11 protein-coding genes are annotated in these 13,235 nt (G+C 51.6%); all 11 read right to left on the bottom strand.

What is annotated here, in order from left to right; translation table 11 throughout:
- Positions 1-12 precede the first annotated feature (12 nt).
- Positions 13-1,143: an aminotransferase class I/II-fold pyridoxal phosphate-dependent enzyme gene (locus tag LX66_RS20750; RefSeq protein WP_145717114.1), complete on the bottom strand. Its 1,131-nt coding sequence runs from the start codon at positions 1,141-1,143 to the stop codon at positions 13-15.
- Positions 1,136-1,747 carry an acetyltransferase gene (locus LX66_RS20755; RefSeq protein WP_145717115.1) on the bottom strand — a complete coding sequence of 204 codons (612 nt, stop codon included), beginning with the start codon at positions 1,745-1,747 and terminating at the stop codon, positions 1,136-1,138. The genes LX66_RS20750 and LX66_RS20755 overlap by 8 nt, the downstream gene beginning before the upstream one ends.
- A gap of 11 nt (positions 1,748-1,758) precedes the next feature.
- A complete protein-coding gene (locus LX66_RS20760; protein ID WP_145717116.1) occupies positions 1,759-2,367 on the bottom strand; it encodes a sugar transferase in 609 nt (202 codons plus the stop codon).
- Positions 2,354-3,619 carry a glycosyltransferase family 4 protein gene (locus LX66_RS20765; protein ID WP_145717118.1) on the bottom strand — a complete coding sequence of 422 codons (1,266 nt, stop codon included), beginning with the start codon at positions 3,617-3,619 and terminating at the stop codon, positions 2,354-2,356. Before LX66_RS20765 ends, LX66_RS20760 begins: the two co-directional genes overlap by 14 nt.
- Positions 3,616-5,523 (bottom strand): alginate lyase family protein, encoded by a 1,908-nt coding sequence (locus LX66_RS20770; protein ID WP_145717119.1) that lies wholly within the window; start codon positions 5,521-5,523, stop codon positions 3,616-3,618. Before LX66_RS20770 ends, LX66_RS20765 begins: the two co-directional genes overlap by 4 nt.
- A complete protein-coding gene (gene wecB, locus LX66_RS20775; protein WP_145717120.1) occupies positions 5,520-6,638 on the bottom strand; it encodes a non-hydrolyzing UDP-N-acetylglucosamine 2-epimerase in 1,119 nt (372 codons plus the stop codon). Before wecB ends, LX66_RS20770 begins: the two co-directional genes overlap by 4 nt.
- A gap of 22 nt (positions 6,639-6,660) precedes the next feature.
- A complete protein-coding gene (locus tag LX66_RS20780) occupies positions 6,661-8,838 on the bottom strand; it encodes a bi-domain-containing oxidoreductase (protein ID WP_145717122.1) in 2,178 nt (725 codons plus the stop codon).
- 2 nt (positions 8,839-8,840) lie between these two features.
- Positions 8,841-9,401: an acyltransferase gene (locus LX66_RS20785; RefSeq protein ID WP_145717124.1), complete on the bottom strand. Its 561-nt coding sequence runs from the start codon at positions 9,399-9,401 to the stop codon at positions 8,841-8,843.
- On the bottom strand, positions 9,358-10,458 hold the full coding sequence (locus tag LX66_RS20790; RefSeq protein ID WP_158642698.1) for a glycosyltransferase family 4 protein: 1,101 nt from the start codon (positions 10,456-10,458) through the stop codon (positions 9,358-9,360). Before LX66_RS20790 ends, LX66_RS20785 begins: the two co-directional genes overlap by 44 nt.
- 156 nt (positions 10,459-10,614) lie before the next feature.
- Positions 10,615-11,802 carry a glycosyltransferase gene (locus tag LX66_RS20795; RefSeq protein WP_145717126.1) on the bottom strand — a complete coding sequence of 396 codons (1,188 nt, stop codon included), beginning with the start codon at positions 11,800-11,802 and terminating at the stop codon, positions 10,615-10,617.
- A gap of 43 nt (positions 11,803-11,845) precedes the next feature.
- A complete protein-coding gene (locus LX66_RS20800; protein WP_158642699.1) occupies positions 11,846-13,219 on the bottom strand; it encodes a chondroitinase-B domain-containing protein in 1,374 nt (457 codons plus the stop codon).
- Positions 13,220-13,235 lie beyond the last annotated feature (16 nt).

Here is a 13,235-nt window from a genome sequence, read left to right on the forward strand (position 1 = left end):
TGTTGGCAGTTGTTAATCCCACATCCTCCTGATGATCTTCGCCACTTTCCCCAGCTCCGCCCTGCCCAGGTTGGATCCGCTAGGTAAACATAACCCATTATTAAATAACCTGGCCGATGTACCGTTCACAAAAGCCGGAGCTGCCGCAAACACCGGCTGCAGGTGCATGGGCTTCCACAGGGGCCTGGAATCAATGTTCTCTTCCTCCAGCGCGAGCCTGATACGTTCGCGCGTAATACCACCGCTCTGTGCCGGGTCTACCAGCAAGGTGGTGAGCCAACGGTTACTGTAAGTACCGGGCGGCCCGGCCAGGAACTGTATGCCCGGCAAACCGGACAGTTGTTGTACGTAATAATCATAGTTAGCCCGCCTTTGGGCTACACGCTCCGGCAGCACCTGCATCTGCCCACGGCCTATGCCGGCGCATACATTGCTCATGCGGTAATTGAAGCCGATGTAGCTGTGCTCATAATGCGGGGCCGGGTCCCGCGCCTGGGTAGCCAGGAAACGGGCCTTGCGGATCAGTTCCTCATCGTCGCCTATTAATGCACCGCCGCCGCTGGTGGTAATGATCTTGTTGCCGTTAAAGCTCAGTATCCCCAGCCTGCCGAATGTGCCACAGGCCTTTCCCTTATATACGGAGCCCAGCGCTTCTGCAGCATCCTCAATAACCGGGACACCGTACCTTGCTGCAATCTGCAGGATCTCGTCCAATTTTGCCGGCATACCATACAAATGCACGGGGATAATGGCCTTCGGCATTTTCCCTGTTGCCAGGCGGGCTGTAATAGCCTCTTCCAGCAATACCGGGTCCATATTCCAGGTATCCGGCTCACTGTCTATGAATACCGGCGTGGCGCCCTGGTATACGATCGGGTTGGCGGAGGCGGAGAAGGTCATGCTCTGGCACAGCACCTCATCACCCCTTTCTACTCCTAACAGTACCAGCGCCAGGTGCAGGGCCGCCGTTCCGGATGATAATGCGGCCACGTGCCGCGCGCCGGTAAACGCAGCCAGGTCTTTCTCAAAGCCGTCCACATGCGGGCCCAGGGGCGCGATCCAGTTGCTGTCGAAGGCTTCTTTTACAAAGCCTAATTCCTGCACCCCCATGTGGGGGGCGGATAACCATATTCGCTCAGTCATCACCAGATAATTTTTTTACAAGTACCCGGGCGGGATTACCTGCTGCGGTCACCCCATCCGGCACATCTTTTACCACTACCGCGCCGGCGCCGATCACTGCCCAGTTACCGATCTTAATATCGGGTATCACCACGGCGCCAGCGCCAATATGCGCGCCCTCTCCCACGCTTACCCCCCCACACAAAGTGGCGTTGGGCGAAATATGTACATAGTCGCCCAGTGTGCAGTCATGATCTACGGATGCATTGGTATTGATGATACTGTGCCGACCTATCTGTACATCCGCGTTTACAGTAGCGCCGGCCATCACCACCGTGCCTTCTCCCATCACGGCCCTGGGAGAGATATTGGCTGCGGGGTGCACGGCCGTTCCATACAATACGTGCAACCGCGACACCAGTTTTTTACGCGCAGCATTGCTGCCAATAGCCAGTATCAACTGATCCCTGCCGCTGTGAAAGCTGCCCGGAAAAGCGGTGGCCACATGCTCCCATACCTGAGCTTTTTCCGGGCCGTCTACAAACAGCCCGTCTACTGGTATGGCTAGTACTTCCAGTATTTCCATAATTACTTTGGCATGCCCGCCGGCGCCGTATATATACATAGCGGTTGTTTTTAGTTACCGGTAAATCTTTCCATTGTTGCTGTATTTGCTGCGCTGATGCCTTCTGAGCGCAGCACTTTCACCAGGGTCATCCACAATATCCTGAGGTCCAGCGCAAAGCTGATATGCTCTACATACCATACATCATACTCAAATTTCTGCTCCCAGCTAATGGCGTTGCGACCGTTCACCTGCGCCCATCCGGTAATACCGGGGCGCACGGCATGCCGCCTGCGCTGTGTAGCATTATATAGCGGCAAATACTCCACCAGCAAAGGCCGGGGCCCCACCAGGCTCATATCGCCTTTCAATACGTTGAGGAGCTGGGGAATTTCATCCAGGGAGGTTTTCCGGACAATGCTGCCGATGCGGGTCAATCGCTGCTCATCGGGTAGTAGCCGGCCATCAGCATCCCGCTGGTCTGTCATGGTCCTGAACTTGATGACCCGGAATATTCTCCCGTACAGGCCGGGCCGCTGCTGGAAGAAAAAAGGCTTCCCGTCATTGGCAATCCACAGCAACACGGTAAGCAGCAGCCATACGGGCGACAGCAGCAGCAACAGCAGCAGCACCACCAGCCGGTCCAACAGCGGTTTTACGATATGTTTATACCCATGCATTTGCAGTTACCCCGTTCTTTATAATTTTTTGCTGTACCTGATCCAGGTAACGCATGGCCAGCACCTGCCTGTCAAAATTTGCCCTGGCGTAGCGGAACCCGTTCTCCCCTTCCCGTTCCAGCCTGGCCGGGTCCTGCAGGTATTCCCGGATAATGCGGTTGTACTCCGCCGCATTCTCCGGCTCCACATAACAGCCTGCTTCCGCAGCCTCCACCAGCTCGCGGGACACGCCATCAATCGCCATTAATATGGGTTTCTTGCAGGCCATGTAATCAAAGGTCTTGTTGGAATACACGGTTTTGAACGTGTCCACTTTTTTCAGCACGGAAGCGCCCATGTCCGATGCCAGGATGTATTTGAACACCTCCTGCTTGGGCACCGGGTCCAGGAAACGCACGTTGTGCACGTTCCGCTCTTCTGCCAACTGCTGCAGCCGCGGTTTTTCCATGCCCTGCCCTATCAGTTGAAACAACACGGGCGTATCCTCCAGCAACTTGCCCGCTTCCAGCAACTGTTCCAGGTGGTTGGCCACTCCGTGCGCGCCCACATAGGTGATCACGAATTTGTCCTCCAAACCATGCATACGGCGGAAAGCCATGGGATCAAAGGATCCCAGCAGATGATCCGATAAGGAGAAATCCGCTGCGTTGGGTATGAAAATGAGCTTGCTTTCCGGCACGCCTTTTTTATCCCGCAGCGTGTTATAAAAGGCCGGGGTCAGCACGTTGATGAGCGCCGCCTTCCGGTAAATGAAATTTTCGCACCAGTACGCCAGCCGTATGACCAGCTTATTCCTAAGCACACCGGTATCAATGGCGGATTCCGGCCACAGATCCCGCACCTCGAACAGCAGCGGCATGCGTCTCAGCCTGGAGATGAGGAAGCCGGAGCATCCTACAAACAAGGGCGGGGACGTAACGACCACTACATCGAACTTCCCCTTTACCTTAAAAAGCCCTGCCCATAAGGAAGAGAACATAAAAGAAAAATAGCCCCACAGCCGCCCCAGGAAATTTTTATTGTAAGACTCCGAAACATGGCAGCGCCACACATTTACCTGGCCCTGCTGCTTTTGCTTAAAGTACACGCCTTTATACTCCCGCCGCTTTTGCGACCCGTTGTAATGCATCATGCCGGCCAGCACGGTTACGGTATGGCCGGCTGCGGTCCAGCTCCGCGTGATCTCGTTCCAGCGGGAGCCGCCGGGATCATCCTCTTCCAAAAAATATTGATGTATGAGCAGAATATTCATATGCTTTCCTTTATGCTGATCTCAGTTGTTATTTTATCGCCTGCCGTTGTAAATATGATCTCCCTGCTTTCTTCCATGATCCCGTATAACGGGGCATGCCGGCCCGGTCGCTCCAGCGCCTGCAATATATTACCCGCTTTATCCCGGCAATGCCACTGCAGTCGTTCCGGTGCGGCGGTATGCCAGAGCTGGTGCATCAGCATTGCAGCAGGCTTATTTATCAATTGGTCTTCCACGATCCAGAGCGGCGCATCTTTCTTTTTCCGTACCCGGCGAAAATGCCGTATGTTCCTGGCCACCTGCCGGAATGCAGTAATGGTACCTTCCCATATGTACTCCTCCGCTGTTTCATACAGGGTAGCGCCTTCGCATTGGGTCCAGTTGTACCAGATAAAACGGGGGCCTTTTTCCATCTGGTCGTAATCGCCCAGCATCACCGTATTGTGTGAGGTGGTACCCATGAAATACCGCAGGGTAGCTTCGTCTGTATTGTATTTATAGCTGCCGGCGTCCAGCAGCAGGTTCTCTCCTTTGTGCCAGATATCCAGGTGCAGGTTATCCGCCTGGGAGGGCCGGTCGCGGTGGTTGCCGCATCGCAGGAAAGTAAGCGTTTCCGGTTCACGGCATACATAGTAGCCGCCGGCCGGGAAGGCATAACAGGCCTTCCCGGGCTCCAGCGCCGGCGCCACGCGGCTGCCGTTACTTTCACCATACCAGTACATATCCTCGTATTGCTCCGGGAAGCCCAGGTCCATTTTCAGCAGTGCCGCCAGCGCCTGTAACTGGGGACGGTAGTCGCGGTAATGCTGCTCGTTCAGCCGGAAGAACAGGGCGCCATCGTTAGCGCCGTAATTAGGCAGCCACCCGTTATGGTCATGCATGCAGGCGCGCAGGAAAATAACGGACAAACGCGCCTGCTCCTTTATCACTGCCGCCCATTGCTCGCCGTTCAGCGCAGCCAGGCGCAGCGCCCAGGTGAGCAACTGCACCACCACGCGGTGATAATTGGTGGAGAACTGTAAAAAAGAGCCATCCGCATACACCTGGTAGGCCACCTCCTCCTCGAACCAGTACCTGCCGGCTGTTTTCCATTTTGCAGCGCCGGGCAGCGAAGGGTACAACAGGCCGCCCAGGTACAGGGCCAGTGTTTCCGTAATGGCATGGTTATTACGCACGGCTATCCTGGAAAAATGGATATTCTCGTATACGTGATGCAATTGCCAGTAAATAGCGTACTGTATCCTGTCAAACACTTCCGGGGTCAGCACCGGGGAATTACGATAGTAAAAAAGGGCGAAGGTCCAGTTCAGCACGCGCAGGCTTATTTCCTGGCTGCACTTGTAATGCGGTCCGCAATTGACCTTGTTGGCGTTTATCCATGACAGTATCTCGTCAAATACATAAGCGGCGCAATCTTCCCCGAAATGATAATCGTACCGGATAATGTCATAGAGGTATGCAAAGCGCGCCTTTTCCCACACAAACTTGATGTCGCCCGCTTCGCGGGAGTAATCGTTGATGAGGGTCCAGTGCTGATCCGCATCGTACTCGTAGCCGGTATCCGGGTTGCGCAGCCAGTTGCCGTCCGCGCTTAGGTCCAGCACCGGCCCGCTAAAGAAAGTAAACTGTCCTCTGCGGATCTGCTGATACCGTTCCGCCAGGGACGGCAGGCGCTGTTTGGGCACTGTTATATCTTCCCTGTCCCGGAAAAAGAAACGTACCGGCAATGCCTTCCACTCTTCCAGGGAAAGGTACCTGCGGAAAGGGGGCGCCTGCGGAAAGTTCTTTTTCAGCCGGCCGCTTTTCCGCTGCAGTTCGTACACCGAACGGAAAGCCATATAGCGCCAGCCCATATTGCGGGCTACATTCACCCCCCTGCGCAATGTTTGCCATTGTATATTCATGCTACTGTAGCCGATTGATGTTCCAGTTTAAACAGTTTTACAAAACAGTCTGCAATGCGCTCCGCCGCATGCCCGTCCCACAGAGGAGGAATGTCCCCCTTCTTCCAGTCGCCTGCAAACAACTGCTCCATAGCCGGCCCCAGGGCTGCGGGATCAGTGCCCAGCAGTACATTCGTGCCAATGGTACAGGTTTCCGGCCGTTCGGTAGAATCCCGCAGGGTCATGCAGGGCACGCCCATTACCGTGGTCTCTTCCGTAATGCCGCCGGAGTCGGTGATCACGGCTTTGGCCCTTTCCACCAGGTAGTTGAATTCCAGGTAACCCATGGGCGGCGTCAGGTGCAGGCGGGGATGCGCAACAGCGATCCGCTCCAGTTGTTTGGCCGTACGCGGATGCACCGGGAATACCACCGGCAGACCATGATTATTGCGCATGATCTCGCTGATCAGCAAGCCCAGGTGCGCTTCCTCATCCACGTTGGCCGGGCGATGCAACGTCATCACCAGGTATTGCTGCGGCTGCAGCCCGGCGTCCCGCCATACGGGCGGCGCATGAAAACGGGACCGGTGCTTCAGCAGGGTATCTATCATCGTGTTGCCTACGAAGAAAAGCTGCTCCGCCGTTTTTCCTTCCCGGCGCAACTGCCCGTTCGCTATTTCCGAAGTGGTGAAAAAATAATCCGTAATAGCGTCCGTCACCATGCGGTTGATCTCTTCCGGCATATGCTGGTCGCCGGAGCGGATGCCTGCCTCCACATGCGCTACCTTTATCTTCATTTTTTTAGCTACGATGGAACAGGCCAGCGTGGAGGTCACGTCGCCCACCACCAGCACCAGGTCGCAGGGATGGGCCGCGAGGTCCTTTTCAAACTTCACCATGATACCGGCCGTCTGCTCCGCCTGGCTGCCGCCGCCGGCTTCCAGGTTCACATGCGGCTGGGGAATGCCCAGTTGCTCAAAAAAGGACTGGCTCATGTTGGCATCGTAATGCTGGCCGGTATGCACCAGGCGGTAGCTGATGGGATAGCCCTGCTGCTGCCTGAGCTCAATGGCATCAATAATGGGCGCTATCTTCATAAAGTTGGGCCGTGCGCCGGCAATGATCGTTATCTTCATCTGTAAAGTTTTTCAAGACTGGTCACTTCATACTTCCCACTTCATACATCCTGCTTCCTGCTTCATTCATCGTACTTCCTGCTTCCTGTTCCAGGAGCACCCACCCCCCGCGCTGCAGGCTTTCTATGGCCGCAAAGCTGGCCAGGGTAGTGTTTACGATCTCCTCAAAGGGAATCAGCGCGGGACCACCGTTCCGGATACGTTCGGTCAGCAGGCGGAACTGCGCTTTATGCCCTTTGTCTATCGGCGTTTTTAACCTGGAAAATCCTTTAAAGCCATAACCGGTGGTCACGCGGAAATTATCCACCACGGCGGTGCGTTCCTGGGAATACACTTCGATCCTTTCCTTGGCATACGCGCGGGAGCCGTTGGAAAAATAATTGATCACGCCAGTGGCGCCATTCTCATACTTCAACAGGATGGAAGCATTGTCCGTATTCTCCGCCGGGTTCAGGCCCATGGCGTTCATGCATACGGCTTTTACCCGGCTGCCGGTCAGGAAGGTGATCAGGTCTATAAAATGGCAGGCCTCGCCGATAATGCGGCCTCCGCCGGTTTGCATGTCGTGCACCCAAACATTGGGCGGTATGGCGCCGGCATTCATGGTAGCGATCACGTTCATGGGAGCGCTGCCTGTCAATTGTTTTACTTTTTGTATGTGCGGTGAAAAACGGCGGTTAAATCCCACTGTCAGGGTTACCGAGCCGTCGCAGGCGCGGATGATGTCCTCCAGCTCTTCCCGGTTCAGCGCCAGGGGCTTTTCTACGAACACATGTTTGCCGGCCCTCAGCGCCTGGAGCACCATACCGGCGTGTGCGTTATGCCGGGTGGTAATAAGCACCGCCGCGGTTTCCCCGTCCGCCAGTATTTCCCTGTAGTCCGTGGTACTGAACGGTATGCGGTACTTTTTGGCCAGGGCCGTACCGTTCACCCCACCGGCGCTGGCAATGTATTTAATGTGCGCGCCCGCTTTCTGCAGGGCCGGCAGCATGGTCATTTTTGTAAAATTTCCGGCGCCGATGATGCCCATCACATCGCCGGCCTTACCAAAAGCGGCATCCGGGTATACCCTTACCACGCTGTCGTAGCTGGCAGGCCCGGGATATACCAGTATGGAGGCGATGGAGCTGCTATGACCGATATCGCTGTAAATGCGCTCGTACGCAGCCAGCGGCACCCGCTCTGTAATGAGCCTGGCCACATCCAGCTTGCCGCCTGCCATGGCCTGCAATACGGCCTGGAAGTTCCGGTTCTCCGTCCACCTCACAAAAGGCAGGGGGTAATCCTGTCCTTTCTGCTCGTAGGCTTCATCATAACGGCCGGGCCCATACGAACAGGATACCTGGAAGCTCAGCTCCTTTTCATAGAACTCCGCGCGGCTGATGTGCAGGCCCGTTACGCCCACCAGTATGATACGCCCTCTTTTCCGGCTCATTTGCGCGGCCTGGGAAATGATCCCGTTCCCTTTGGCGGAGGCGGTAATGATCACGCCGTCGGCGCCGTAGCCTCCCGTGAGCTCCGTTACCCGCTTTACGGTGTCCTCCCCTTCGCGTGGGTTGATGCCGGTGATCCCTTTCTGCGCCGCCAGCGCTATCTTCTGCGGGTCCAGGTCAATGCCGATCACCCGGCAGCCGCTGGCTACCAGCAATTCCGCCGTGATCAAACCTATTAAGCCCAGCCCGACCACCACGATAGTCTCTCCCAGCGTAGGATTGCAGAGGCGTATGCCCTGCAGGCCAATAGCGCCCACCACGGTAAAGGCAGCCTCCTCGTCCGATACATTGTCGGGGATACGAGCGGCCAGGTTTTCCGGCACGCATACAAACTCTGCGTGCGGCCCGTTGGAGGCCACCCGGTCCCCTACCTTCAGCCGGTTTACCCCTGCGCCCACCGCCACTACTTTCCCTGCATTGCAATAGCCCAGCGGCAACGGCTGTTCGAGTTTGTTGAACACGGCTTCCAGCGTAGGCAGCAGGCCCTCTGACCTTACTTTGTCCAGCACCTGCTTCACCTTGTCCGGCTGCTGCCTGGCTTTCTGCACCAGGTTGGCTTTGCCGAACTCCACCAGCATGCGCTCGGTACCCAGCGATACCAGGCTGCGGCTGGTTTGCACCAGCACGCATCCCCGGCTTACCTGGGGAGCAGGCACCTCTTCCAGTACGGTGGCGCCGGTTTTAAACGATTGAATAAGCTGCTTCATGATTATGCGATCGGATTAGCCATGAATGATTTATAATAGTCTCCGTTTATCTGCCTGCTGTGCTGCAACCTGTCCTCCAGCCTGTCAAAACGGTCCTTGACCTTTCTGGCAGGCACGCCAACATGTACTTCGTATGGGGGGACACTTCGCGTGACCAGTGCTCCGGCACCAATAACACTCCCCTCACCGATTGAAACCCCATCCAGGATAATTGCCCCATGTCCTATCCAGCAATCTCTTTCAATCTTAACTCCCTTACGAAGGGGGGCATGCCCGGCATCAATGATGGGTGTTCCTATTTTGAGAAAATAATGATCTCCTCCCACCACAGCTACAAACGAAGCCAACATAGTATAGCTTCCTATAGTCAGATCACTTACCGACAAATGACAATAATTTCCAATAAATACCTTGTCCCCCAGTACAACCGAACCAGCTTTTACATACAGACGCTTACCAAAATAAACATCCTTTCCTACTGCCCTGAATCGATACCTACAGGTCAGTAAAAAAAAAACTCTAAGCCTTTTCAGTAAGGCTTTTATCTTTTTTACTGGTAACATAACTTATAGCTCTTTGAATATTTAAAAGATATTCTCCTATATTATACTGCTCCCTTATTTTCCTCAGGGAAGTATTCTTCATCTTATTCAACAATACATTATCAGTATAAAGCGCATCAAGGTATTTGGATAAATTATCTTCATTCAGGTTAGGGTCTATTACACCATTTGTTTCATCTACAAGGTCTGCTTCACAGCCATCACCTATGCTGGCAATAACGGGTAAGCCATGCGCCATTGCCTCCGATATGGCCAATCCGCCTAACCCAGGTAAAACAAATACATCCGCCCCAAGAAAAAATCTACTGACGCCTTCAATTACTTGGCCATGAAAGTAAATATTCGAACAGTCCAGCGCCTTGCCCAATTGTTTTAGCTCCTCCATTAATTCGCCCTTCCCCACTATATGCAACGCCACATCACTTCCATACCTGTGGCAAAGCAAAGCGAATGCCCTTATCAACACATCTATACGCTTACCTTTATCCAGTGCGCCCACGTAAAGAATATTGAATGTTGAGTTACGATGAAACTCCGTGTAAATTTCATCTTTATTGTACTGCGCGATCTTTTTAAAACTGAGGTCAGTGTCTACAACATTCACAGCAACAAATATTTTTTCAGGATCAATACCCAGGTTTTGAAAATATCTCTTCCCAATGGAGCTATATGTTATAATAGCATCTGACTTTCTTTCAATCCAACTGATTAAAAAATTGATCCGCTTCCTTTTCACATCGAAATCTGAGAGTTGTAGCTTGCCCAGGCTCCACCATATAAACTTCTTGCCAAACATCTTGGCATAAACAAATCCCTGAAAGGCATTTAATAGATTGGATGCACCCTCGGATATGATCACCTGTGGCCGCTCCTGTATCAACTTAAAAAATAAAAAAGGACTAAAAGGCATCAACACCCGGTTATTTACAGAACGGCTCCTGATCTTTACAGATCTCATTCTTTCCCTGGAAAAGGAAAAACTACTCCTGGTGCTGACTACCTTGGTTCCATTAAAATCAGGTCCATAAATTACTTTCAAGTCTACCGCAGGCAGCATAGCCAACTTCTCGAAAATAGGCGCCCGCCAATGTTGTATTACCCGATATAATACAATGAGCTTCAGTTTCCTTTTAGTATTACTAAGTGTCATATTCTAAAAGATAGAGTTTGCTAATCCTTTCCAAACCATTATTAAAGTAGTCAATTCATGTCATCAACTCTCTCCAGTGACCGAACATCTGTATGCTTCAGCACCTTTGAGTAAGAATTGTTCATTGTGCCTTGATTCATAACACTTCTTAATTATGTTCATGTAACCCCTTACCCGATCCTTAGCCATGATAGCCCGGGCCAGTTGCTTTTTGCCATTACACAACAGCTCCTCCCGCAGTGAAGGCGATTGAGCAACTTTATAAATGACATCCCCAATATCTTCCGGGGACAATGGATTGAAATAAAGGGCCGCATCCCTACAGACTCCTGTTGCAAATGGAAGATCTGATGTAAGGATCACCTTGTTCATCTTCATAGCTTCCACGTAAGAGACAGAAAAACATTCCACGAGTGTAGGCAGGAACAGGGCATCTACCTGCCGGTATAAATTAGGGCAGTCATGCACATCTACCTTACCCAGCAACACCACATATTCATTGTGAAAGTCCGTAATCCCGGAAAGCTCTTGCCGGCCAACAGTCAATACAAAACGAAACTTAAATCCAGGGTATGTTTTCACCAGGTAATCAATCACTGCAGGTATAATGCGCAGGTTCTTATGCAGATAATTTGCTGAAACTGTCAGCAGGCTGAAAGCATCTGATGCCGGTAGCGTAATATTATTGGACCACTGACTGCTGTCATCAAACAATTGGTGAAAAGTATTGGCAACCGTATAAATGGGCTTTCCTGGTATCAATTTCATCAGTCTCTCCCTAACATCCTCTGTTTCAACTATAAAGGCGTCGCAATCTTTTCTGAAGCTTTTAACGTGCAAATATTCTTTCACTCGCAGCAGCAAAAGCTGCTTAAAGGATAGTATCTGATAAAGGGGAGAGTCTTTATATATATATTGTCCCTTGGCATATCCGCATACATGCACTGCTTTAGGACGCCAATAAGATGGGCCGTAAACAGTGAGCACAACATCTGGCCTGATCCTACTTTCCAATTCGGCCAGTTCTCGCCGCATCATCCGCCGTTTCTTGGCAGACGCGGAACCCGACCGCATTCTATAAAAAAAGAAATTTCCGGGAAACAGAGAAGTATCAATAATTTCCGCTACCCTTTCGGACAGGAAAACATGAAAAGTATAACTATTCAGCTCCCTGCACTGATCAACGAAAGAATGAGTAGCTTGCAGGCCGCCTCCAATTCGTATGGTTGAAGCATTTATTACCACTTTCATCTTGACGCATCTTATTGTTTTTATTCAAGTATTGACATTTTTGCTATCTACTACCTTCACCGGCGCGGATGCTTTTTATCCTTCTCAGAGCCTCATTGTATCGCTGCGAAGCATCATTGCTCTTCTCGTTCACTTTCCCCTCTTGCTTGGGAGTAAAAAACCCGGGACCAAAATCATAATTATTGAATATATACGCGCCGTTCTTATATGCCTCCACACTCAGGGGACCTTCTTTTTTCACTACCCTTCTTCCTCCTGCAGACGCCGCAGATCTGGCCAGCGCCTGAGAGCTGATTCTCTTCAATACAGGCTCAATTCCGGATCTGAAATCGGTAACAGATGTATCTCTCAGTGCATATACTATGTTGGCTTCCATGAGCTTATTTTTCTTGAATACAATGTTCCGCGGGTAATTATTGCATTTATCACTGGGCTTTAACACCCTAAGTCCAACATTGTTAGAAAAAATATTAGATTCTACAACAACATTACTTACCGCTTCATAATGACAGTCGGCGGCGGGGGATGGCGCCCCCACCATCAGTATGAGCCCTCCACCATTTGATGTTGAAACGGGTACGTTGAAAAAGCAGTTATTCTCAATTTTATGTCCCTTGCCTACCACCCTTACTCCGTTCCTTGTACCATAAAAAACGTTGCCCGCGATCAGGGCATTATTCCCAACTCTAAGGGAGATTCCCGAGCGACACTCAATAAAATAATTCCCCGTTATCTTATTGCCACTGGATTTACTACTAATCGTTTCGGAATCCCCAAAACATTTCCTGAATATATTATCCTTCACCCGTGTACCGGAAACACCTTTCCCCAGTCCGATACGTATTGCTTCCATGGCTTCCTCACGACGAACCGGGATATCAGTAAACGTATTATTCTCAATGATGTTATTATCCGGCTGATCATTGTCTACATCAACATGCAGGATCGGATTACGGTTCGTCTTCCCTTTAAAAAGACAACCTCTGACTGTGTTATTCTGTCCAAACACTTCCAACCATGAATAACTCTGTTGTGGTTTTCGCCCCGGCTCCTGAATAAATTGAATATTCTTAATGGTACAGTTATTTCCCGTTTCCTTTTTATACCTCAAGGAAACAACCGATCGTATACCCTTTATAAGGTCCGGATTAACCACCTTAACATTCTGTACCATAATATATTCTCCTGTTATATACAATTGGCTATTCCCTGTCAATACCGTGACGCCTTTCCCGTCTACGATTGCCGGCGCAGCAGCGCTACCGCGTCCTCTTACCACAAGTATCTTATCTTTGTAGTTAGCTTCCAGGCTAATGGTTTTACCGGGCTGCGCATGTATACTAACTACCTGTTGCGCCTCCAGGTCCGGACAGGCCGATCCCATAAAAAAGACAAGACCTAATAGTCTCCATATCATATCACCGAGTTGCATG

The organism is Chitinophaga japonensis, assembly GCF_007830125.1.
GTDB lineage: Bacteria > Bacteroidota > Bacteroidia > Chitinophagales > Chitinophagaceae > Chitinophaga > Chitinophaga japonensis.